Source organism: Paenibacillus agaridevorans (genome assembly GCF_003112455.1).
In the GTDB taxonomy this organism is placed as follows: domain Bacteria; phylum Bacillota; class Bacilli; order Paenibacillales; family Paenibacillaceae; genus Pristimantibacillus; species Pristimantibacillus agaridevorans.
On record NZ_BDQX01000230.1, the window covers coordinates 1 to 24811 of the forward strand.

22 protein-coding genes are annotated in these 24811 nt (G+C 47.6%); 4 read left to right on the forward strand and 18 right to left on the reverse strand.

All coding sequences use genetic code 11. The features are described from left to right. Positions 1-430: DUF8817 family protein (locus PAT3040_RS37240; protein WP_219930303.1), on the forward strand; the 430-nt coding region annotated here is incomplete at its 5' end. A gap of 454 nt (positions 431-884) precedes the next feature. Here the strand turns inward: PAT3040_RS37240 and PAT3040_RS20020 are convergent. The 9 genes from PAT3040_RS20020 to PAT3040_RS20060 form a co-directional block, all read right to left on the reverse strand. Beyond that, positions 885-2000, reverse strand: a complete 1116-nt coding sequence (locus PAT3040_RS20020) for a sialate O-acetylesterase (protein WP_108994118.1) — start codon at positions 1998-2000, stop codon at positions 885-887. 13 nt (positions 2001-2013) lie between these two features. Next, complete coding sequence (locus tag PAT3040_RS20025) at positions 2014-4770, reverse strand: alpha-mannosidase (RefSeq protein WP_108994119.1); 2757 nt, start codon at positions 4768-4770, stop codon at positions 2014-2016. Positions 4771-4828: 58 nt separating this feature from the next. Beyond that, positions 4829-5713, reverse strand: coding sequence for a carbohydrate ABC transporter permease (locus PAT3040_RS20030; RefSeq protein ID WP_108994120.1), 885 nt, complete (start codon positions 5711-5713; stop codon positions 4829-4831). Positions 5714-5753: 40 nt separating this feature from the next. Further along, positions 5754-6635, reverse strand: a complete 882-nt coding sequence (locus tag PAT3040_RS20035) for a carbohydrate ABC transporter permease (RefSeq protein WP_181376741.1) — start codon at positions 6633-6635, stop codon at positions 5754-5756. Positions 6636-6721: 86 nt separating this feature from the next. After that, a complete protein-coding gene (locus PAT3040_RS20040; RefSeq protein WP_181376742.1) occupies positions 6722-8041 on the reverse strand; it encodes a sugar ABC transporter substrate-binding protein in 1320 nt (439 codons plus the stop codon). A gap of 98 nt (positions 8042-8139) precedes the next feature. Continuing rightward, a complete protein-coding gene (locus tag PAT3040_RS20045; protein WP_108994123.1) occupies positions 8140-10155 on the reverse strand; it encodes a GxGYxYP domain-containing protein in 2016 nt (671 codons plus the stop codon). A 64-nt stretch (positions 10156-10219) separates the two neighbouring features. Next, positions 10220-12601 carry a GxGYxYP domain-containing protein gene (locus PAT3040_RS20050; RefSeq protein WP_108994124.1) on the reverse strand — a complete coding sequence of 794 codons (2382 nt, stop codon included), beginning with the start codon at positions 12599-12601 and terminating at the stop codon, positions 10220-10222. Between the two features lie 6 nt (positions 12602-12607). After that, positions 12608-13651: a zinc-dependent alcohol dehydrogenase gene (locus tag PAT3040_RS20055; RefSeq protein WP_181376743.1), complete on the reverse strand. Its 1044-nt coding sequence runs from the start codon at positions 13649-13651 to the stop codon at positions 12608-12610. Between the two features lie 4 nt (positions 13652-13655). Beyond that, positions 13656-14672: a Gfo/Idh/MocA family protein gene (locus PAT3040_RS20060; protein WP_108994126.1), complete on the reverse strand. Its 1017-nt coding sequence runs from the start codon at positions 14670-14672 to the stop codon at positions 13656-13658. 442 nt (positions 14673-15114) lie between these two features. On the opposite strand from PAT3040_RS20060, the gene PAT3040_RS20065 reads away from it, so the two are divergent. Continuing rightward, complete coding sequence (locus PAT3040_RS20065; RefSeq protein WP_108994127.1) at positions 15115-16242, forward strand: GntR family transcriptional regulator; 1128 nt, start codon at positions 15115-15117, stop codon at positions 16240-16242. Positions 16243-16435: 193 nt separating this feature from the next. Here the strand turns inward: PAT3040_RS20065 and PAT3040_RS20070 are convergent, their stop codons facing one another. The 7 genes from PAT3040_RS20070 to PAT3040_RS20100 all read right to left on the reverse strand — a co-directional run bounded on the left by PAT3040_RS20070 (position 16436) and on the right by PAT3040_RS20100 (position 21390). Beyond that, positions 16436-17167, reverse strand: a complete 732-nt coding sequence (locus tag PAT3040_RS20070; protein WP_087568550.1) for a ZIP family metal transporter — start codon at positions 17165-17167, stop codon at positions 16436-16438. A gap of 235 nt (positions 17168-17402) precedes the next feature. Then, positions 17403-18149 (reverse strand): phosphoribosylformimino-5-aminoimidazole carboxamide ribotide isomerase, encoded by a 747-nt coding sequence (gene hisA / locus PAT3040_RS20075; protein ID WP_108994128.1) that lies wholly within the window; start codon positions 18147-18149, stop codon positions 17403-17405. Positions 18150-18226: 77 nt separating this feature from the next. Continuing rightward, entirely contained in the window at positions 18227-18586 is a 360-nt protein-coding gene (locus tag PAT3040_RS20080) for a VOC family protein (protein WP_108994129.1), read from the reverse strand. Positions 18587-18630: 44 nt separating this feature from the next. Then, positions 18631-19428, reverse strand: a complete 798-nt coding sequence (locus tag PAT3040_RS20085) for a GNAT family N-acetyltransferase (protein ID WP_258235076.1) — start codon at positions 19426-19428, stop codon at positions 18631-18633. Then, the gene (gene fosB / locus PAT3040_RS20090) at positions 19418-19843 is read right to left on the reverse strand and encodes a metallothiol transferase FosB (protein WP_087568546.1); all 426 of its coding nucleotides are present in this window, start codon (positions 19841-19843) and stop codon (positions 19418-19420) included. Before fosB ends, PAT3040_RS20085 begins: the two co-directional genes overlap by 11 nt. A 284-nt stretch (positions 19844-20127) precedes the next feature. Continuing rightward, the gene (locus tag PAT3040_RS20095; RefSeq protein WP_181376744.1) at positions 20128-21060 is read right to left on the reverse strand and encodes a serine hydrolase domain-containing protein; all 933 of its coding nucleotides are present in this window, start codon (positions 21058-21060) and stop codon (positions 20128-20130) included. Positions 21061-21099: 39 nt separating this feature from the next. Continuing rightward, positions 21100-21390 (reverse strand): hypothetical protein, encoded by a 291-nt coding sequence (locus PAT3040_RS20100; RefSeq protein ID WP_146200488.1) that lies wholly within the window; start codon positions 21388-21390, stop codon positions 21100-21102. A 112-nt stretch (positions 21391-21502) separates the two neighbouring features. Between PAT3040_RS20100 and PAT3040_RS20105 the strand changes: the two genes are divergently transcribed. Beyond that, positions 21503-22195, forward strand: coding sequence for a DedA family protein (locus PAT3040_RS20105; RefSeq protein ID WP_258235077.1), 693 nt, complete (start codon positions 21503-21505; stop codon positions 22193-22195). Positions 22196-22277: 82 nt separating this feature from the next. Here the strand turns inward: PAT3040_RS20105 and PAT3040_RS20110 are convergent, their stop codons facing one another. Next, positions 22278-22547 (reverse strand): hypothetical protein, encoded by a 270-nt coding sequence (locus PAT3040_RS20110; protein ID WP_246608646.1) that lies wholly within the window; start codon positions 22545-22547, stop codon positions 22278-22280. 219 nt (positions 22548-22766) lie between these two features. On the opposite strand from PAT3040_RS20110, the gene PAT3040_RS20115 reads away from it, so the two are divergent. After that, on the forward strand, positions 22767-24179 hold the full coding sequence (locus PAT3040_RS20115) for a hypothetical protein (RefSeq protein ID WP_108994132.1): 1413 nt from the start codon (positions 22767-22769) through the stop codon (positions 24177-24179). Here PAT3040_RS20115 and PAT3040_RS20120 read toward each other — a convergent pair whose 3' ends face one another. After that, complete coding sequence (locus PAT3040_RS20120; protein ID WP_108994133.1) at positions 24180-24764, reverse strand: hypothetical protein; 585 nt, start codon at positions 24762-24764, stop codon at positions 24180-24182. Positions 24765-24811 lie beyond the last annotated feature (47 nt).

A 24811-nucleotide genomic window follows, 5' to 3' on the forward strand; every position in this document is an offset into this window, starting at 1 on the left:
TACCCCGCGCATTTCTCGCCGGTCGCGGGATGGAAGTCAATTTCGGGTCTTTGATCCGTTTGGTAACATGCTAGTTTTCTTCAATAAGCATTATGCGCCTCCTCTATATCTTGAAGCCCAAAATCATACAGAGGAAATACTCAATCAGGTTTGGTTTTTGCGCGATATTTATGCCAATGATAAGGCAGCAGCTAAGAAACTAGACCGCGCTCTGGAAGAAATAAAAAACAAAACAGGAATCGAGCATGCCAGACTATTAGCAGCTCGTAGCGAAATAGCTATCGCCATGGGCGAGTTGGATCTTTCCTTTAAATTAGAAGACACGATCTCTCAGATTTATCTACCAGATTCGGAACTTCGAAAATATGATGAGGAGTTAAGGGCGCCTCGACAACTTAGAGACTGGGCGGGAATTGACTCAGGCCTTTAAATGCTCCAGCTTACGGCAGCATTCAATCTGTTTCTAGCGAACGGATTATCCGGACAAAAACGTTTGGCTGGTTTCTTTGTGGAAGCCTCCTTTACTTTCTTGTTAAACTGCCGTTACTTTAACGATCAATGGCAACCGTTAGTGTGGCCGACTGCAGTCGTGTCGTGATGCTCTCCTCTCCCATTCGTTGAATTAGAATGTCGCGAAACAGATCGTCCGAACGCTCCAGTTTTCAAATCGCATGTGGAACCTCAATTGGAGCTTCTCTTTCGAAATATCTATTATTTACATACACATTATTATGTAAACTATTACAACTACAAAAAAAGGACAACCCAAAGGTTATCCTTATCCGAAGAAATGACTAATGTATATCATAAGCAGCAATCCTAATATAAACGATATCCAGCTTGCCGCCGGCTAAATCGCGGATGCCAACTTAACTCCGCTTCGCTTATTGTTCATTCGCAACTCCGCTTAACTGCAACAGGTTCCAAATAGCTATACACCACAGTAAACCGGCCTGCTGCTGCCCTAACAAAGTGAAATGCCCGCTTTCCCTTTCCAATGCACGGTGCAACCCGATGCCTGCAAGAATATCAGTATCTGGACCCGGCAAAAAACCGGGTGTTGACCAGAGCTCATCAATCGCCAACCGGATGCTCTCTTCCTCCAATGGCTTGATGTAAACGGTTGGATGCAGGGTGGATTTGGCAGGCAGCCACAGGAAGGAATGTCCCCAGTATTCTTCCAGTGCTGCTTTTATGGCCAGCAAGCGAGACTTATAGACATCGGTTGAATTTCCCTCAATCACATCCGATTCTCCCTGTTGCCACAGTAGGGCTCTAAAGGGGCCGACCGCTTTTCCTGCATGCTGTAGATTATCAAATAAAGGTTCGTCAGGCATCCATTGTCTAGAGGATGTAGCTCCGACCGCTACATTCACCATACCAATCGGAACCCTTATCAATGGCAGCAAGTGGTTCATCGCTGCAGGCCAAATGGTTCCCTTCCTGCTCTGCTCATTATCATCACTGGGATTAACCGTCGGCTGCGGATCATGGGCCACTCTCCATTCTTGCGAGCGAGGGTCTAATGCGCTTATTCTTCCTTGCGGATCTTCTATCCGCATACAGCTGTCATTGCAATTCTCCGCATACGATTGCCCTGCTATGATAAAAATTTCACCAACGCCAACTGGCTCCACGACGACTGATTCGCTTTGTTCCCCCCGCTCCTTGTCGATGTAGCGAAGCTCTAATCGATACCAGCCTCCTGCAGGAACAAGAAATGTCGCTTCGAACTGCTCTCCCTCCCATTCCGCATCCAGGTCCTTCCAGTCTACTGCTATTCCATACGCATCATGGTGGAGCAAGGTTCTGGCCTCCAGCCTGCCTTGCGTTCGCCTTGAAACTGAACCTGCAATGATTAAAGTCCCTTCTCCCAGACTTGGCCCGCCCAGGTGATTAGCATAAGCTTGCGCTGCACAATAACCTTTTCGTTGAATCACTTGATACGGCTTAGGATGTGTAAGATAAACTACAGGAACATTCATTCGCTCATCAAGCATACCATCACCCTCATCAAACTAGAGTTACTTTCACTGTAATGATTTGTTTGGCTTTTGCAGTAACATTAATTTCCCTTGCAGTAACCGGTAAATCGGCTATTGGGGCCTCGTCTAAGTTCACTAATTCCGCCGAAGCAATCGCTCGCTCAAAAGTCAATGTCCCTGCCCCTTCTTGTTCGGTTACATTAAATAATCTAACGATGTAGCTGTTGTCGTGGTCCTCCGATTGTTTGAAGGCACTCACAATCAATGCTGGGGATGTGTGAGTCAAATACGATTTGCTTAAGGATAATCCGCCTGCTCCTTGCTGTTGGGTTTCCCGATATAGCTTGCCAGGTTTCCGGTTCAGCGAACGAATACCGGTCACATATTGCTGATGCTCCTTCCAGAGCGGCGCAGGATGAGTTTCTGCGATTGCAAAAGGTCTTATCGCATAACTGAATTCGAGCTCTCTCAGCAATTGACCTCCATCGCTGCCGTCAGAAAGTACCTCCTTGCTTGTGCTTCGGAATAAAGTTAACGCGATTGTGCGCTGGTTATTATCTCGGACAACAACCTCATAAAGCCCTTTGCTGTAAATTGCCAGGCCATCTTTGTGATCATCCACTGTAACAATCCCGTTATGCGGCACAACTTCAAAGTCCTTGCGCAAATAATCAGACCGATCCGGCCGTTGAATCTGTCGTTTCACCAAATCAAATGGGGTACTTGTATGGTAATGTTGCGTATCCAATCCACTGGGAAACAAGATGCGCAGCCGATGATTGCGAGCTGTATTGTGAACAGAAGTCCTGCAATAAATAATGGGATCACCCTTTTTCAACTCGACCCAAGTCGTAATCGGCATGTCAACCCATTCCTTGCTTCTGCTGTTCTCATCACTTTCAATGCCCCTCGGAACACGAAGATTGAGTTGGATACGAATACACGCTTGATATGGTCCATCATACACAGTGGATATCGTAGCTTGCACGCCGGAAGAACGAACGGTTTCATTGTTTATTGGTGAAACATGACTCCAACCGTCTCCGATGTCCGCTTCATCTTCCAATAGTAATAGTCCTTCATAAAAGCGTCCCGTTTGGACATCTGTTACTTGAATTGTACCATTGGAAGTTACGCGTAATCGAATGCGCCCATTATCCCAGGTATGTTCATCCATCTGCATGGAGCCTGGGTAGCGCACTGGCGCGATCAGCTTTGGGGCACTGTATTCCAAAGGAGCATGATTTTCAATCGTATACCTTTCCAATGTATAAACCGAATAACCGAAAGCAGGTACCTTGCCTGGCATCGCAATGCGAAACCGATCCACTGCTTCACCACGGGGAAGCTCTCTATAGGGTCTATACAGGTGCATGCTGTTCGTTTGAATAGTGAGCAATTGGTAAGGAATTTCATTGTGCTCCGCATCATAAATTCGAAAAGAAGTGCCGTTTAACGAATTTTTCATCGTTACCGAAACATCCGAGTTTGCAGGAAGACTAAGCTCGACCTCAAAGATCCCCTCTACGGAAGACTGCGAAGGATTGAATACCGTAAAGGCGTGATTCCCACCAAGCTGCTCCTCGTTAAGATGATTGGATATGTAGCTCATTTGTTCATAAATCATCTGTTCGCTTATCAAGCGGGATTGGTCAAACCGATAAATCATATCCTGGTGCACTTGGTCAATCGAACAACCGCAAATGGAATCATGGGGATGGTTTTGCAGCACAAACTCCCATGCTTTTTTGATAAAGCTTTTGGAATACGTTCGTCCTTCCAAAGCCGTCATCACGCCCAATGGCTCAGCCCATTTTTCGATCAAGTTTTCACAATGCTGATTATGCTGTTTCAAATGGACGCGTGAAGACAAGGTGTTCTCCGGAACCCAGTTGTTTAGTCCATTATAAGCAAGCTCCTTTTGCTCCCCTTTATAAACTCTCAAATCCCCGACTTTTCCACGCAAGTCTTGTAGATAGGTTTCAAGATGGGCATGAACAAATTGCACATTCAACTTTTTATTCTCACTTAAGGTTTTAAGCATCCATGGCAATTGCGGTTCGATTTCAACGTGATCCACCCCATCCATGCTCAAAGCTATTGTGGTGGTGGCCCGTTTATTCTTATACTCCATCAACATCATGGCCCGCTCCATCAGTTCATCCTGATGTTCCTCATAAGCATTATCACGATCATAAAAGGGCCACCTCAACGCAAAATAGAAATCGCTATACGAACGGTCTTCATCAAGCTTCAATCCCAATACTCTGCTGCCATCGGCCCCCTCCCACCATATTTCCGCAGGATCCGCATCTCCGCGGAAACCTCGGAACAACACGGCATTATCAATACCGAAGCCGCGGAGAATTTGTGGCAGCTGGCTATTATGTCCGAACATATCCGTGACATACCCCGACAACATGGCTTCAACGCCCCAGGAACGAGCATCCCTTATTCCCCTCAAAAGATTGCGAATCAATGATTCGCCGCTGACCAGGAATTCATCCGGCATGACATACCAGGGGCCAATGGCTATTCTATTATCCTGAATTAACCGTTGCAATCTGTCACGATTCTCCGGGCGAATCTCCAGGTAATCGTCGAGCATGATGGTTTGGCCGTCCATCGTAAAAAAGCGATAGTCGGCGTTCTGCTCCATGTAATCAATCAATTCATCCATCATGTAGACCAGGCGGGTGCGAAAGCTCTGGAAATCCTGATACCATTCCCTATCCCAATGGGTCTGTGAAAGAACATACATTTTTTCGATTCGTTTTTTTTCCATTTTCGGTTTCTCCCAATTCAATAAATAATAGTTGAAAGCCTCTTAGAATGCCATTCTCTTATCCTTTTACTCCCGTCATCGCGAAGGCTTGAATAAAATGTTTCTGCAGCCATAAATAAACGAGGATAGGCGGAATCATCGTAATGGTTGCCAGGGCAAAGATCGACGGATAATCCGGTACTCTTCCCACCTGCTTCGCTTCTCCCATCAAGGAGGAAATCCCCGTAGCGATCACTTGCATATCCATACTGTTGATCACAATAAGGGGCCATAAATAATCGTTCCATATTCCAATAAACGTTATGATAATCAGTGCGGCTAGAATCGGACGGGTCATGGGAAAATAAATCCGAAAAATGGTATGGAACACTCCCGAACCATCCACACGCGCCGCCTCCTCGTAATCAAACGGAAGAGAATCCATCATCTGTTTCATCAAGAAGATTGCATATACGGGGACTAGTCCTCCTACCAATAAAGCTGCCCAGGAATCAAGCATGCCGTGACCGCCTTGGCCCAGCCAATCATTGCCGCCTGCCAACGGCCACCGCACATAGAGCAAATAAGTAGGCACTAACGTTACCTGGCTTGGAATCATCATGGAGGCAAGAAAGATAAGGAATACCGTATCCCGGCCTTTAAACCTGAGCTTGGAGAACACGTAGCTTGCCACAAGAGCAATAATACAAGTTGTAAAAATGTACCAGAGACAGCGTATTAAAGTGTTGATATATAGCCGATACACTTGTGGATCCGTAAACACCTGAATGTATCGCTCCAATTGCCACTCCGTTGGAATCGGGACAATGAAAGTCGCATAATAGTCCCTATTCGTCCCCAAAGAGGCCATAAGTTGAAATAAAAAGGGATAAAACATAATAAGGCTGCCTGCTGCAAGTATCCCGTAGATAATAAAGGACTCTAAGCGCGTTCGTTTTTGCACCCTGACTTTCTCCTTTCATCAGCAATCCAGCTTCAGTTGATCATGTTATTCGGCGTTGCGAAATGCGATATTGCATAACGGACAAGATCAAGGTCACGACCAATACGACGACTGATGATGCACTCGCCATCCCGAAATTAAAGGCCTGAAAAGCATCCTGATAGATGCGATACAAGATAATATTCGTATCGCCATGAGGGCCTCCATACGTGATAAGCTGTACCGGTTCAAAAATTTGAAAACTGCCGATAATTCCTGTAATTAATAAAAACATCGTAATTGGCCTCAGGCAAGGAATGGTGATGTACCAAAATATTTTCAATCTGCTCGCACCGTCGACCTTACCTGCTTCATATAAAGTTGTGTCAATCCCCTGGAGCCCCGCCAAATAAATGATGACCGTGCTTCCGACTCCTTTCCAAACGGTAATGATAATGAGCCAAAAACTCATCCATAAGGCACTCTCTTGAAAAACGATAGGCTCCATGCCAAAACGAACCATCATTTGTTTAACTACCCCATCAACCGGACTGAGCAAGGTATTAACCATCTGGGCAACGACTGCGAAGGGGACAAGCACTGGCAAATACCAAATCGTACGAATGGCCCCGCTTCCAAATACCTTCTGATTCAATAACAGAGCAATCAATAGACCGATGATCAAGCTGCAGAATAAAATGATAATGCCATATACGCCAGCTCGTATCAGCGTTTCTACATAATCACCTTGTGTAAAAAAAGTCCGAAAGTTTTTTATTCCCACCCATTCGGGCAATCCGGCCACACCCGTCCATTCTGTTAACGATAAATAAATTACAAACAAGGCGGGGAACACGGCGAAAATCGAAAAATACAATATCATGGGAGATAAAATGGAATAGCCAATGATTCCTTCTTTATGTCGGCGCATCCATTTTTGCAAGCGAATGGACTGTACGTTATCGGGAGCAGAACCTCCCCCGGAAACCAAAGTTTCACGGGGGATAGCCTTCTTGTTTAAGATCCTGCTCATTTCAATAAGTCTTCCGCAGTTTTCTGTGCTTCAGCCAATGACTCTTCGATTGACTTATCTCCAATTAATACGGACTCCTGGGCTTTATGCCAAGCCTCCCAGATCTTTGGACCGTTCTTCGGATATGACGGAAGCGGTCCGGCTTGCTCATTCGCTACAATCTCACCATAAACCGCCAACTGCGGAACAAGCTCTACCAGTTCAGTATTAGCAATCGCCAGTTTATTGGAAGGCATTCTGCCTGAGGCAATAGCGAACTTCTCTTGATATTCCTTGCTCGCGATAATTCTCAGATATTCCATTCCCGCTTCTTGGTTCTTCGATTGCTTTAATACAAACCACAATGTATTGCCTACGATCACATTAGCTCGCTCCCCATCTTCAGGGACAGGTAACGGAGCAAAGCCGCAATTACACTTTTCGTTCTGAGACCAGGAGATGTGCCAAGGACCTGCAACACCAAATGCTGCTTTTCCATGATGGACCAAGTTATACAACGCATTTTCATCGTTCAAAGCGGTTGAACCGCTGGGAGCTGTAAGGGAAAGTTCCTTCAAGAAGCTTAATGCTTTCACATTTTCCGGCGACTGGAAAGTTATCTTTTCCGAATCGGGTGATGTCAGATCCCCTCCAAGCTGTCTCATAAACGGTGCAATTCGGAACGTGCCGCCAAGCCCCGTCGTTTGAACCACCGAGCCAAAGTATTCACCTTTGCCTGTCTCTGTAATTTTCTTGGACATTTCAAACCATTCATCCCAAGTTTGTGGAGGCGCATCCGGATTTAAACCAGCCTTTGTCATAACATCTTTGTTATACATTAATGCGAAAATCCCGGTCATACCTGATACCGCGTAAATCTTGTCTTCAAACTTCGCTGCTTCCATGGGCCCATCTGCAAGATCCGTTGTAAAATCAGCAGGCACTTCGGAAAGAGCACCCAGCTTCGCTAATTCCGGGACAAAATCCTCACCAAACGATACATCCGGCGGATTTCCGGCCATAACCGCTAACATCAGATTTTGCCGAAGATCATCCCCCCAACCTTTACCTACATAATCAATAATGATTCCGGGGAATTTCTTCTCCATCTCTCCTTGGATATACTCGTACAAATCCTGGTTTTTTTTGTCCGTATTCGTTGGCCAATCCAGACTGGGCTGTGCCCACACCGTTAGCCTGATCGGATCGCTGTCTCCTACAGAGTTTGTAGGTGTGTTTGTAGATGGTGCAGGTGCTTTTGTAGAGCAAGCTGCCAGCATGGCGACCATCACCATCGCTGCCACCCATTTAAATAATGTCTTTCTGCTTTTTTTCATACATGTACCTCTCCTTTGATCATTGTAAGATCCCTTTGTTTGTTCAATCGTATTGCAAACGCTTCCCAATGTCATATTATATATTATATTGTAATGTGTCAATATAATATTTTTAAAGAATTGTAATATAAAATCATTCCATTTTCGCTTTGCGAATTCTCGCTTTTAAATCGGACATAAATAGTCTTGGATGGATTGTTAGTCAACCAATCTACTAAGTCGTTATCCAAAGTAGTCCTGTTAATATTTCCGTTTGCCCTGGCAGCAGCACTCCAATTCGTGCCATCTTTGGACACATCCACCTCATAATCTCCGCCTAAGTCCAACGTAAGCGTAGCTTGCTCAATATCATCCGCCAGGTCGAACTTATAGATCCAGCTGGCATCTCCATCTGCATACCGGTAACCTCCATCCATAGCGGAATGATTATCTTCATACAGGTATAGAGTTTCCGCACTGGAGTTATCGGCCTCAAAGCTGACACCTTCGATGTCCGTGTTCAATTTATCAATGGTGGCTACGATATCCTGAGGTTTAAGAAATACATATTTGCCGGGAAAATCCTGTTGAAGCCTGGCTACCTCATCTTTTAAGCGCTCAAAGAACACTGCTTTTCCAGTATCATCCACACCGTAAAATGCCAGAATCGGGTATAGATTATAAAACACCGGATGCTCGCGATCTTCCGATACGCTGCTCAAAATGCTGTAGATATCCCCGTCCCTCGTAAGCATATTGCCTTGTGACATTGTATAAATTCCATGGTAGGCATTGATCGGCTGGACATCGTCTCCCCGCAATATTCCCGTCACTCCGCTGCCCGCCAGGCTGTCTACCATCTGCTTGTGGTATACGCTGTTTAAAGGGATCCGCCAAACATTCGCTGTATGAACGCCGGCATCCGTCAGCCACTTCTTGTTTTCATTCAACCAGGTTTCGTATCCATGGATCGAATAGTGATTCGGGTAAATAAACTGATAGCCTGACGGGCCCGCGACAAGCTCAATGTTATCGCCTTTTTCGGCGTACAAGTAATCCAGGATTGGCGAACCTAGCTCACGCAGAACCGGCGCTATGGTAATACCTACAGGAACATCGCCCATAGCCGGGTCCTGAAAATAATCAATCAGCTGCTGCGCGTATTGCAGGTTGTCGCCGTCGCTCGCCGTGATGGACACATAAACCTTGCCAGGTTCAGCATCAACGGCTGCTCCGGCTGGCTGAGTATAGGTTTTGTTCTCAAAGCTCGACCAGACGCTGCCGTTGGAGAAGAAATCAGAGACCACGTACCCGACCCCGAGAGGATTGGTGTATTCGTTCAGATCATCCGCATTCGGGGCATAGCCTAGCACAGCCGTACCAGGCGGGTAGCCTCCTTCTTGAATGATGTGTTTCATCACCTCGTATTCGTCAGGATTGCGGGGGTCCAGGTAGAAAGTGAAGGATTTGCTTGCTACCGCGTAATCAAAGATGTTCCACGGATAACCTACCCAATCCGGCAATCGCAAACCGGCAGAAAACAAAATTCGTTTGTCCAGGGAGGGCATAAGATGTTCGACCGCCCATTCATACGCATCGACTCGTCCATTCCAATTGGAGCGAATGTCTTCGACCGTTTGGCTTCCAAACTCTGAAATCAGGCTGTTTCGGATACCGTCCGTTACAGGCAAACCAGCCTCCAAAGCCCCTTTCATCAAGGCAATGTTGAAGGTCCAATCTTTACTGCCCTCCCATACGATGAATTTGTCGATCAAAGATTGATAATCTCTGTACATCGTTCTTAGCCCGGGGTTGCTTCCTGTGACTAAAGAAACAGGCGAATAGCTTTTTCCGCTTTGATCCAGCCACAATTGGTCAAGATTCTTTTCTCTGGTCAATACATAAACTTCAGCCGAGCTCTGGTTTATCAGCCCCTGCAACGTCAAGGCAGCCAGCTTCGCTTCAGCCGAATCGTTCCGGATGTCATAGACATGCAGCGTGTCAACCGATTCCATCTTGGGAAACGTGCTGCTTGCTGACTGTTTATTTCTAATCTGCAGCGCTACTATTGCACCTGCCAGGATAACAATACATAACAAACCAAGCGCGACTGTTATAGGCCATTTCTTCAACATCCTATTTCTCCCCCCAAAAACGGCAAAATAGATGTAGAACTGTCACTGATAGCGTTCGGCCAACTCAAGTAGATACATTAAGATGGTACAAGCTTGGTCCATGCCCATCCAACGGGCTTCCATCCCTAAATTTCACATAAATGATTTTGGAAGGATTACTGACTAACCATCCGCTTAAGTTGCTGGTCACCGTAGTCCTGCTTAAATTGCCATTGGCATTGGCAGCAGTGATCCAGTTGATTCCATCACTGGACACATCGACTACGTAATCGCCGGCTATATCCATGGTAAGCGTCGCGTCTGTCACATCGTCAGTCAAATCAAATTTATATACGATGACCCTGTTTTCGTCGGCATAACGATGATCGTTGTCAATCGCACCTGTATTTTGAACAATGAACTGGTTATCCAGATAGCTCGGAGTCGTCAGGGAAATGCCGCTTATCTCCGATGACAGCGTAAGATGGTACAAGCTCGGTCCATTCCCATCCAACGGGCTTCCATCCGCAAATTTTACATAGATGATTTTTGATGGATTGTTAATCAACCACCCGCTTAGGTCGCTTTCTACCGTAGTTCTGTTTATATTGCCGTTAGCTCTGGCAGCACCACTCCAGTTCGTGCCATCCTTGGATATGTCCACTTCATAATCTCCGCCAATATCCAAACTGAGAGTAGCTCGATCGATATCATCCGCTAGATCGAATTTATAGACCCAGCTTGTATCGCCATCTGCAAATCTATGACCATTATCAAGATTGGAAAATTGATCTTCATAGATATGTAGCGTCTCTTTATCCGAGTTGTTGGCCGCAAAGCTGACGCCTTGGATGTCCGTGTTCAATTGGTCAATGGTGGCTACGATATCCTGAGGTTTAAGAAATACATATTTGCCGGGAAAGTCCTGCTGCAATCTGTCTATCTCTTCCTTCAAACGTTCAAAGAACACTGCCTCTCCATTGGCGTCCACGCCGTAATAAGCCAATATAGGGTACAGATTGTGAAAAACAGGCTGGGAAGCATCTGCAGATACATGGCTCAAAATGTTATAGATATCTCCGTCGTTCATGAGCATATTGCCTTGAGAAATTGTATAAATACCATGGTAGGCATTGATCGGCTGGATATCGTCTCCCCGCAAAATCCCCGTCACTCCGCTGCCCGCCAAGCTGTCTACCATCTGTTTGTGGTACACGCTGTTTATCGGCATGCGCCATACATTTGCGGTATGAATCCCCGTGTCCGTCAACCATTCTTTGTTGTTATCCAACCATGCCTCGTATCCGCTGCTCGAATAATGATCCGGGTAAATAAACTGATAGCCTGACGGGCCTGCTACAAGCTCAATGTTATTGCCTTTTTCGGCGTACAAGTAATCCAGGATTGGCGAACCCAGCTCACGCAGAACCGGCGCTATGGTAATACCTACAGGAACATCGCCCTTGGCCGGATCCTGAAAATAATCCATCAGCTGCTGCGCATATTGCAAGTTGTCGCCGTCGCTCGCCGTGATGGACACATAAACCTTGCCAGGTTCTGCCTCTACAGCTGCTCCGGCTGGCTGGGTATAGGTTTTGTTCTCGAAGCTAGACCAGACGCTGCCGTTGGAGAAGAAATCAGAGACCACGTACCCGACCCCGAGGGGATTGGTGTATGCGTTCAGATCATCCGCATTCGGGGCATAGCCCAACACAGCCGTACCTGGCGGGTAGCCTCCCTCTTGAATGATGTGTTTCATCGCCTCGTATTCGTCAGGATTGCGGGGGTCCAGGTAGAAAGTGAAGGATTTGCTCGCTACCGCGTAATCAAAGATATTCCACGGATAATCTACCCAATCGGGCAATCGCAGACCGGCAGAAAACAAAATTCGTTTGTCCAGGGAAGGCATAAGATGATCGACTGCCCATTCATACGCATCGACCCGGCTGCTCCAGTTGGAACGAATGTCTTCGACCGTTTGGCTTCCAAACTCTGAAATCAGACTGCTTCGGATACTGTCCGTTACAGGCAAACCTGCCTCCAAAGCGCCTTTCATCAAGGCAATGTTGAAGGTCCAGTCTTTGCTGCCCTCCCATACGATGAGCTTGTCGATCAAGGTTTGATAATCTCTGTACATCGTTCTTAGCCCGGGATTGCTTCCTGTGACCAAGGTGACAGGCGTATAGCTTTTCCCGCTTTCATCCAGCCACAACTGGTCAAGATTCTTTTCTCTCGTCAATACATAAACTTCGGCCGAGCTCTGGTTAATCAGCCCCTGCAACGTCAAGGCAGCCAGCTTCGCTTCAGCCGAATCGTTGCGGATGTCATAGACATAAAGCGTGTCAGCCGCTTCCATCTTGGGAAACGTGCTGCCTGTCGCCAGTGCGCTCTCCGCCTGTAAGGTTATCGATGTTGTCGCCGCCATAATAAGAGCCAGGGCCAAGGAGATCACTCGCCTTTTCAACATAGTTATTCAACCTCCCTTATTCGATTTCATATCCGTTTCCGGCACCACCACGACTTTAACGATCTGGCCCTTATCTTCTTTACACAATGTCATTGCCTCTTGGATATCTTTCAGGGGCAGACGGTGGGATATAATGATGTCCGAAGGAATAGTGCCATTTTTCAGCATGTTTAATACAATCGGATAATACAGGGCTGGACTGGCGAAGCTGGACCGCAACTGGAGCTTTCTATAATGAAAATCGTTAGCATCAAATTGAATCGTTCCGGAACCTGCCCCTATGCCAATGTAGGAGATGATTCCCCCGTAGGCTAACAAAGAAATCGCCTCCGGAATAATCGAGACGGGGGCGGTCACCAGTACCCGATCAAACTGCCGGTGCAGTTCATCATGCTCGATTAGAGAAAGATCGGTTGCCAGTACTTCCGCACCTAAACGCGCTGCTGCTTCCAGTCGGGCTTGATTCCTGGTTCGGCCTATACACACCACTTTAACTGCGCCGCTTCGCAGCGCCATCGGAATGGCCATTAACCCAATTGGTCCCGGTCCGATCACACAAACGCGATCGCCATGTTGAATATCCGCTGTTTTGACCATATCAAGCGCAACGCCTGCCGGTTCCGCCAAGCTGGCCGCTTCTGGCGTCAGCCCTTCATAGCGGACCACGCCGCAAGCCGGAGCAAACATGTATTCGCTGAATCCCATAGAAGGCCCAGCATGCCAAAAATGAGGCGCTTTATTACACAAATCCACTCTGCCTTTCCGACACAGGTCACATCTCCCGCAAAATCCAGCCGACTCCAAAACGACGCGATCTCCAACATTCAAACCTTCACAATTGCTGCCCAGCTCATGAATAACTCCGGCTATTTCGTGACCGAACGGCTGCCAATCCGCCGTTCCTTCGGCTGCATTACTCAAATCTGTACCACAAATGCCACATGCCTCCACTCGTATCAACACATGGCCTTCAGGTATTTCATTAGGCAAATCTATAGTCCGTAATGTGCATTGCCAGGGCGATTTTAAGTAGGCGGTTCTAATTAACATGACATTATTCTCCTGTCTGTTTGGCGGCAGCAAAGATATCATCAATTAATTGATCAACAGCGAAGGCCTCTTGGGCAGTAGCCAAAGTGACCGCTTCTCCCAACAACGCTTTTTCGATTAAGCGATATTCTTCCTGGAAGTTATCCACCATGCCCGCATTAAACGACTCTTTCGTTTTTATCGATTCATCCCACAATTCAGCTACCGGCGATTCATACTGCGGACGCTCCCACAGTGTGGTATGAAGCGTACTTAACCCCGATTCACCGCGAAGTTCGATGAGTTCATCCCATCCGTTCTCCCTTTTCCCAACACCGAACAAGGGAAGCCATCCGCACTCGACCGTTACAGTCGAACCATTCTCCATCTCCAGCAGCGCATGGGTCATTTGATCCACTTTAGGAAAACAGCCTTCCTGGTATTGCATGCGCGCAGCCAGTACCTTCTTTACCGGTCCTGCCAAATAGAGCAGCAAATCCAGCATGTGGCTACCTGAATTAACGAACACCCCGTCCAATGCCGCATTTGGAGATTGGGCAAGCTGTTTTTTTATGATTGGCCAACTCGAACTTGGCATGGGATGATACACCCTGACCAAGCCGCTTCGCATCGTTCCAATTCGCGCGACATATTCTCTAAACTTCTGCACCGTTGGGTGCACCCGCTTCATGTAGCCAACAAAAAATGGCTGTTCGTTTTGCTCGACAAGCTCAACGAGTTGTCTGGACTGTTGTGCTGAGCGAGTCATCGGTTTTTCACATAGAACAGCATGCCCCGCTTTTACAGCAGCCATAGCCACATCAAAATGAAAAGCGTTCGGAACCGCCACCGTTACTAAATCCGCTTTTTCTGCCAATAGCTCATCCGTATTCGTTGTCCAGTGGCAGCCATAGTTATCGGCCAATTGCCGTGCCGCCTTCTCATTAAAATCCGCAATCATTCCCAATTCATAGCCCAAAGCCTTTATGGACCGTGCATGGTAATCCGCAATGTTGCCCGCCCCAATAATATTCACTTTCATAATTTGTACCTTTCCTCTCCCTTGTGATCATTCCTGGCCCCTTCATACATGTCTGAAAATGAAAGCAATTCCCATCCTGCAACCGCTTACCAAAACGATATTAACCACTTCCACCTTACATGATGCGCCCCCCCCCCTCTCTCCTTCCAAAAAATAACCCCGATCAGGCTCTGGCTAGTCAAGCAATTCTGCTCATCATCATCCTATATTTCATATTGTAATATGTCAATATAATATTTAGGATTTTGAAAAACTTTGTTATACTAAAATAGGCGAACACCTCTCTGTTACAGCTATTGCTCCCAGAAAGTTTTTTATCGATCAGGGGGTTTCTCAAGCTTCATGGCGAAGTATTATGTATGGAACTTTATCAAGAAAGATGATAATATCATATAATAATATGCTTTTAGGTTTTCCTACTATTTAGTTGGAAGGGATAAATATGAAAAGTCAACAAAAAAACAAACCGCTTTACATTCAAATCAGAGAATATATAAAAAATCAGATTGACATAGGCGCCCTTAAACCAGAAGATCAAATCCCCACAGAAACCGATCTGACAAACCAATTTCAAGTCAGTCGGATTACCATCAAGACAGCGCTAAGACATCTTGTGGACGAAGGCCTGATTTATCGCGTGGCAGGCAAAGGATCTTTTGTTTCTTCACCTAAGCTTCAGCCGACCAGACAAGAAGGAGCCTTGGAATACCAAATTAATAAAATCGGTTTTTTAATGCCTGCAATCGGAGATGTCCTAAGCATCCAGTTGCTTCGCGGCATCGAAGAGGTGTGCCGCGACGAAGGGATCATTTTGATGGTTCAATCCGTTTTGACGCAGTCCGAAGAACGTGCCGCCATCCGCCAAATGATTGATGCCGGTGCAAAAGGATTAATCATCTTTCCCGTTGATGGAGAAGCTTACAGTGATGAAATACTCAGACTTAAATCCGAGCAGTTCCCCTTTGTCCTGGTCGATCGCTATCTCCCTGGCATTAAAACAAATGCGGTCTACTCCGACAACTATGATGGCGGGCAGATCGGCACTGATTACCTGGCCAAACTGGGTCATCAGCATATTGGTATTTTATCTTTCACCAAATCCAAGACATCCAGCTCGGAAGACAGGTTTCGTGGTTATCTGGATGCAGCCCAAAAAAATAAGCTAAAACTTGAAACCAATTATTGGTTGACCCAATTTGATGATATCTCTTATCAGGACGAAGACAGCATGAAAGAAATGATCGAGGAGTGGCTGCAAAAAGAACAAGAAATTACTGCCGTTTTCGCCTTTTCTCCACAAACAGCCATTTACCTTGCCACGATGGCAGGCAAACTTGGCAAGAGAATTCCCGAGGATCTCGCGATCCTCTGCTTTGATCATCCCCAAATTAGAAATTTGGATAATGATTACTTCAGTTGGATCGAACAAAACTTTGAGCTGATTGGCACTGAAGCCGTTAAACTGTTACTGAAAACCATTCGAGAACCCTCCACCCTGGAGCAAATCGTTATCCCGGTATCCCTGCACGAGAGACAAACCACGCAAATTTTCACAAGAAGTCAAAGATGAAACAAAAAAACGCAAGTTCCGGGACTGTTTCAGCCCGAAACTCGCGTTTTTTGATTATACTTAATCACATTAAATAAAATCATTCGCCGCAATTGTTTACATAATAATTTTTACGTTAACGAACATCAGTATATTAACATATAATTTATTATGTAAACTCTCAAGTGATTGAAGGACAACCCAAAGGTTATCCCTATCCGAAGAAATGACTAATGTAGATCATAAGCAACAATCCCAATATAAACGAGTAAGTAGCAGACCTTTCGAAGCCATGTCCATGCGATTCCGGGATCAGTTCCTTATACACGATAAACAGCATCGCTCCGGAAGCGAATGCCAGGCCGTACCCGATTAATGCGTTGATATAGCTCGCCGTAAAGTAGCCCGCAATCGCCGATACGACCTCCATAAGTCCGGTCAACGTGACGATAAGCATAAGCTTGAGCTTGCTTACATTGGATCTTGTCAAAAATACGGCCAAAACCAGCCCCTCCGGCATATTCTGAGCCCCGATCGCAATGGCTACCATTGGCCCTAAACCTTCATTCGCGCTCGCGTAGCTGAACCCCGTGCTTAACCCTTCCGGTATGTTATGGATAAATAACGCAAACATGACGAGCAGCGATTTCGAATCGAAGGAACTGACATATTTTTTTTGCTCAACGTCGATATGAGGAATGGATTTCTCGATCCAATCCAGCGCCACGACGCCCAGTATAAGCCCAATCGTGAGCTGGATCAGCCCCGATTCCTTAAGTGCCTGCGGGAGCAGACCGAACATCGAAGCCGATACCATAATGCCGGCTGTAAAAGCGACCAGAATATCCTTCCAGCGCTCGGACAATGATCGAACGAATAACAACGGCACCGCCCCTAGAACGGTGGCCATTGCGGAGATAAAGCTGCCTAGCAGCGCGGCGGTCATTCGGAATCCCTCCTGTTTACGAATAAATATGATTAAGCCTATTTAAAGAGATCCCTTCCCCTACGATCCCGATTTTACCATCGTTTCACATTATAATGCACTCGATACCCTTTGTCATGCAGAAAGTCCGAAAAAGCCGAGTTCCTCTACGGGAACGTCGGCTTCCTGGTGTTAAGAACTTCTATTAATGTATTGCGGCAATCCTATTCTTATGACTTAACGAGATTATGAACCATCAACGTCCGAACCGCACCACATCTTCATACGACAAGGCGCCGCCGAATATATCCAGCGCGCTGCCGATAGTCAAATCCAGCTTGCCGCCGGATAAATCGCGGAATAGCTCCATATCGGCAATGGATCTTGCTCCGCCCGCATAGGTAGTCGGGATAGAGGTCCACATTGCCAGATCGGTTACCAAGCTTTGCTGAATCCCGCTCTGCTTGCCTTCCACATCCACAGCATGTACGAGAAATTCGTCGCAATACTGCTCCAGATAACGGATATTGTCCGCATTGACCTCGAAGTCGCTGAAGAGCTTCCACTGATTCGTAACCACGTACCACTTGCCGTCCTTCTGCTTGCAGCTTAGATCGATGACGAGCTTGTCCTTACCGGCTTCGCTAACGATTCGGGACAAGTTGTCTTCATCCAATCTGCCATCCCGGAAAATATAGGACGTTACAATAACATGGGTCGCTCCTTGCTCCAGATAAAGAGCAGCATTGTCGGCTTTAATGCCGCCTCCGATCTGCAGGCCGTCCCGATACCGGTTGAGTGCCGTAATGGCAGCAGCTTCGTTGCCTGGGCCAAGCATGATAACATGTCCGCCTGTCAGAGCGTCTCGCTTGAACAACTCGGCGTAATAGCCCGAATCGTATGTGGAGACGAAGTTTTCGACGATGACGCCCTCTGTTAACGTCTCGCCTACAATCTGCTTCACTTTGCCGTCATGTAGATCGATACAAGGTCTGAATTTCACGGATAACCCTCGATTCTTTCTGTTGTTCTGCTCGTGCTGCCCTTATTGTGACACACACCTTTATGGTAAGCAATACATTAATCGATCTTGCAGATCATTAGATGGTTTCCGTCGGGATCTTGGAATCCGAACCAATGGCCGTTTTCAATGCCGGTTGTCAGCGTTACTCCCTTTTCCTGCATATAGGAAAAAGCCTTATCAATATCATCCGTGTCAAAATGAAACATCGGCGTCTTGAACACGTTCTCAGGCGCATACACTTTGCTATCCAATACGATATTTTGTCCGCCTTGTATGGAGATGCAGCACAAATGGCCCGAGATAATATCCATACTTGGCTCCATCCCCAACAATTCGCAATACCAGGCTCTTCCCGCTTCAATATCGCTCACGGGTACAAAAATGCCGCTTATCCGATTAAGTATAGGATTTTGCATAAAATGTAAGCCTCCGTAAAGTGTCATAATAATAGTTATGTCAACTATAGTTTGGACCAAGTGGATCGAGTCATGCCAATCCTCATGCCAACCCGTTCCATATTGCGATGGCTTGCAGATCCATATGCGCATTGTGCAACAACAAGTCTGCATCCAAGCTGGCGAGCAAGAAGCAGACGATCCCTAAGAATAGCAGTATGAAGACCTTTAGCCCGCTCCTCCGGCAATGTAGCCGCGAAGGTAAATGAAGCCATTCCGTTCATCACGAACATAACGCCTACAGAAGCAGCCCGTCCATCTACAAGGCCTAGCCGATAATGCCAGCCTGGTCTGTCATGTAGCAATCGGTTATTATCCGCGACGTGATCCCTTCCGGTGATGGAGAGTCCTGTACCCAGACAATGAATGTCTCCATAGGTTGACCATTCGTCATCCGACAGCTCTCGGACTTCGATCTTGTCATCGGGTAAGCGCGCATCCGACTCCTTAAACGAATCCTTATACATGGATACATGGAAGCCGGATTGGTAGAACCCCCGCTTGGCGAGTAGCTTTAATGTATCGGCTTCATAAAGACTTGGCGCGATTTGAAGCTCCGGCTGACGATCTCGTTCCTCATAGAACGAGATGACTTTTTCAACATCATCGGGGGACAATCGCCCCTTTACATGATTGAATAGCGGCCATGGCATACTCCGGCTGAAATAAGCGATGGCATTGTCCAATCGCAGCATCTCGACTCCCATAGGGTTGCCCGGCTGCTCCAGCATAGCCGTCATCCGGTCCGACATATAATCCATCTCGGACTGTACCAGTGCCAGTACGCGTTCGTCAGGATTCATCATAAAACTCCATATGACTCATATCCGCTTTGTAGTAGGCAAGCCGATCGTTTAATGTTCCGGTATGCAATTCGAACATATGACCGTCCGGATCGAGGAAGTAGATCGACTTTTTGTCCCGATCATCCCTTGGCCGCCCTGCGAACAGCTCAACTTCCAGCGCTTCAAGCCGCCTGACTTCGTTGTCGTATTCCTCTTCGGCAATCGTAAACGCAATATGCGTATACGTGCGAACATGGTGATGCCGCTCGATATCTTCTTGATTTAGCGCGATCCATAATCCGTTAAACTCGAAATAAGCCAGCTTCCTTCCTTTTACTTTCAGCTTCGCGTCGAACACATGTTGATAGAAGGAGATAGATCGTTCAAGATCCGTGACAGAAAAACATAAATGGTTGATAGAATGTACGTTCATCGCTATTAATCTCCATTTCTAAAGAAAACAACCCAGCCCAAGATCAGCTATTCTCTCTTAGGTTGGGTTTTGTGTCGCTTGGCAGCTTCCATGATTATACAACTTTTGTAGCCAGCGTTAAAGCCCTATTCTTTGCCAATCGCTAGTTTTGGGTAATTCTGACTAATATCGTACAATTGTCATCGTAATTCGAACATGTCGGACATCATTCGACGAATCCGTTTGGCAACTGACGACAGGAACGAAAGCCGATTGATGACAACGTTAGAATTTGTTGGGACTAACTAGGTCCGGAGCAGCCCCGGAAGAATAATGTCAAATATCAGCTTGCGCGACCAGATCGCTTCATTACGCTTCGTAATCCGTTTGCGCACCATAATGACCGTATCCAATTCCGGCACGATCATTAAATATTGGCCGCCATGGCCGAAAGCGAAGTAACCATCGGCTACGCCGTTATGGTTGGATGGCGTGCACCACCAATGATACCCGAAGCCGCCGTAGATCGGGGGCTCGTAATGCAATAAGGCACGATGATGCATGGTCGTTGAATCCGATATCCACGATGTGGACAAAATCCGCTTGCCATCCCATAGGCCCTCCTTCAAATAAAGGACCCCGAACTTCACCAGATCGTTTCCTGTCAGCGCAAGTCCCGTCCCGCCCTCGCTAATGCCTCCCCGCTCCGACCACTTTGCCGCCCGGAATCCAAGCGGCTCGAACAGATGCTCCCTCGCATATTGGAGGGCAGACTTCCCAGTCGCTTCCGTCAGAATCGCAGATAAAAGATGCGATCCGCCGGAGTTGTATGTAAAAGCATGCCCCGGTAAATGTACAAGGGGCTGATTTAACGCATAGGCGACGGGATCCCTGGATTTGCGCAGCTCCCAATAAGGCTTGTCGAAATCCGGCCATTCGAATCCAGGCGTCATGGTAAGCAATTGTTTTATCGTGATTTGCCCCCAAGAGTCGTCTCCTCCGCCGGCTGCATATCGCTGGAACCACCTGTCAATGGGTTCATCTACTCCCGGCAAGTCACCTCTGTCGACGGCGATACCGATTAGCGCCGATAATACGCTTTTGGTGCATGAATAGAGCGGTCCGATGGCGTCCTCGCCCCCCTCGTGCCACTCTGTCTCCTTTCGATCTCCTTTATGGACGATTACCGAAGTGATTTGCCAATCTCTCCATTGCCCCTTTTCGAGTAAGTAAGACATGATAGCGCTCCTGTATGTAAATGTTGTCATTTTGTTCGTTCAAATACCAGCAGCAGCTTGCTTTTTCTGAAAATTCGTTGTTTCTTGCCCCATTTGACTGCGCAAGCATTGCTTAAGAATATAGGGCCTTCGATTCCGCGCATCCAGTATCCAAAATTCGTTATCCTGAAATAAAGCCGTTAACGCCCTCTTGGCGACGGCACAAGCAGCCTGCTCGTTATCCGTCAGGGACAAACATATTGTATATACAACTGGCTCGATCTCTCTAAGCTCTGCCACCTTTTGCTGGAATACATACATCTCGACGTTCTCTCCCTCGGTATTCCCCATTCGCTATTTTCTATGTTAGCGCAACAGCCGTCGAAAATAGTTACGAAATGGTTAAAGAGTGAAACGCCGACCGCTCAGGAGACGTAAGTAAGGTTCTCAGGCCTTCGAAATTGTGATAACTTATAAGAAGAGACTGTACGAATATCAAACGAGTGATGTTCAGAAAGCGAGCAAATGCCATATGGGCTATGATTTATTATTATCTATAATTGAACAACTCGGTTATGTCGCGCTGTTCCTGGTGTTATGTCTGGGTCTGATCGGCTTGCCGATCCCGAACGAAGCCGTTGTCATGACGGGAGGCGCACTTGCCTTCTCAGGCGTATTATCTCCCGTTCCCGCCTTTATCATGACTTGTCTGGGCATATGTTCGGCCATGAGCTTCGGTTACAGCATCGGACGATTCGCAGGCGCCAGACTCGCCGACTGGTTCCGCAAGCGCAAAAATATCGGAGCCTTTATCGACCGTTCCGAGGAGCTGAGCCATCGATTCGGCGGATATGCGATCAGCATCAGCTTATGCTTGCCGTTCCTGCGACACGTGACTCCTTATGTAATGGGCATGAACAAAATGAAGTACGGCCGCTTCGCGTTATTTGCGTATCCTTCTGCGTTCGTATGGACGATGATCTACTTCCTTATCGGAGGTTTCGTCGGCGACCAGGTTCAGCATATTTCGGATGTCATCTATCGGTATGGCATTTGGATCCTTGTTGCGATTGCCATTGTCGCGGCTGCTTACCTCGTGTACCGTGTTCAGAAGCGAAGCAAGGTCCGGGGACAAGATTCCTCCATCGAACTGTAGACAATATGTAGACAATAGAAAGCCTCTGCAGCCCAAGAATGGCAATTCGCCGTTCCCGGCAAGCAGAGGTTCTTCGTTTTCGTTATGCTTCCAGCTTGCTCTTTGCCGTTTGAATCAGGTAATCGAACAATTCGTCATCCTCTTCCAATTCGTCCTCCAGCGCCAGAAGCTGCTCCTCGTTACCCGAATTGTGCAAGAAAAACAACCCGTAACCCCAATCCGAGCCGCGTTTGCTTTGCAAGGCAATCTCATATTCGTTGTCGTGGCCCTCTACGCTAAATTGCACCCTGCCTACAAAACCATCTTCTTTGGAATGAGTCATCGACGCGTCGATAATGACGATCTGCAACATATGTATATCCCTTCCTTTCCTTACATCCGGAGCTGTCTGCTATGTAGAATAGCACAGCTGTCATCGCCTGCGCAACAATGGCTGCTTCCCAAATTGAGAGACCGCGTCCGGCAAGGAACGACTGGCGTTGATTGGATGAACGCCTACCCTCCCGTCTGCATAATGTACACTACGGCAGCGCCTGCAGGCTGTCGCAATTCGTCGGGAGGATGAAGAGGCATGGTTATCGAACTGACAGCACTGCATTGGGTCTATTTGGCCTTTATCGTTGCGATCATCGGCTTTATGCTTATGCGCAAGGATACTACGCTCGTCTGCATCGCGGGCATACTCGGCATCGGCATATTGGCGACGGTGTCGATCGACGGTTCCGTGAGCGGTATTTTCAACAGCTTTATTTATGCCATTAAGGAATTGCTCGGTACGATTCTCATCATATCCGTGATCGTTGCATTAAGCCGGATTCTCATTCGAACCGGAATTAATGAAATTATGATTGCCCCGTTCACACGATTCTTGAAAACGCCAACACTCGCCTTCTGGGGCATCGGCATCATCATGTTCACCGTATCGTTATTTTTCTGGCCTTCTCCGGCGGTGGCGTTAATCGGAGCTGTCCTGTTGCCCGTCGCGATGAGAGTAGGTTTGCCTGCTCTTGGCGCTGCGGTGGCGATGAACTTGTTCGGTCATGGCATCGCGTTGTCCGGCGACTACATTATACAAGGCGCTCCCGGGCTGACAGCCGGCGCTGCAGGCATTCATGTCGACGAAGTGATGCTTGCGAGCATTCCGCTGGTTATCGTCATGGGCGTCGTAACGACGGTGACCGCTTTCTGGATGATGCGTCGCGATCAACGTCTGGGTCGCTGGAATGATGGCTTAATTGCGTCTGTGGATACAAGTGGTTCTGGCGAAAACAGCAATGAAGCGGTTGACCGCGAATTGTTGTCGCTGGTTACGAGGCGGTGGCTTGCGGTGATCATCCCGCTCCTGTTCGCGCTTAATGTAGTCGCGATGTTCTTGCTTAATCTGCAGGGAGGCGATGCAACGGCGCTCATTGGCGGCACGTCGATTCTGATTATGCTTGTCATTACCATGTTGGCGCATCGGGGCAAAGGGCTGGAGAAAACTACGGGGTATTTGATCGAAGGTTTTGTATTCGGCTTTCGTGTGTTTGGACCCGTTATTCCAATCGCGGCGTTCTTTTATCTGGGCGACGCCGGCTTTTTCTCTTTGTTCGGCGAGAAGCTTCCTGAGGCATCTGCCGGTATTGTCAACGATCTTGGCGTCGCGCTTGCAGCAGAAGTTCCCTTAAACGGTACGATCGGCGCAATCACATTGACTGTTGTAGGGGCAATTACCGGGCTTGACGGTTCGGGATTTTCCGGAATATCGCTTGCCGGCTCCGTGGCTGCGCTGTTCGGTCACGCACTTGGTTCGGGCGTTGCCACGTTGACCGCGCTCGGTCAAGTAGCGGCTATCTGGGTCGGCGGAGGGACTATCATTCCTTGGGCGCTCATCCCTGCCGCAGCGATTTGCGGCGTCAGCCCTTTCGAGCTGGCACGCCGCAATTTGAAGCCTGTATTGATTGGTCTGGCTGCAACAACGCTGGTCGCGATCTTCTTGATTTAATTACTTTTGCCGCTTGATACGCAACCCTGCGTAGATAGCTGCTGCTAATACCACGATAAGACCGAGCAGTATCATCACTTGACTAATACCGAATGCTTCCGCTCCATCCACTCCCGATGAAGGCTTTGGAGGAATCGAACCGCTGCCGAGCTCGACCAGATCGGAGCCGCCGGCTGACGTCAATGTCGTCCGGCTGCACAAGCTGACCTCCAGCGAATCCCCCGTCCCTCTCGCGTACACGATATATCGCTGTCCCTCTCGGAACTCGAAGCCGCAACTTGCGCTGCTCTGCGCAGAGGTCACTGTAATTCGGGGAGCAACCTTTCCCTTCCATACTTCATGGGCCTCGAACGTCCATGTGACGGGATCGGCCGACGATTGACTGAAGCTGAACCACTTCCGCGGCGTATGGCTGGCAACAACCGTGCCGTCGAATACGGCATCATTGCGGTTCAGCGCTTCCGACACGGAATCCGATATGGCGCAGCTGCACGCATACACCGGCTTTGGCGGCAATGCGAGACTGGAAGCCAGAATAATGATGGCGAGAAGCATGGAAATTCCCAAATGTACTCTTTTTCTCATTGTGTCCCCCCTTGCTTGTACCCTATTATGAATACCATTCCACTATA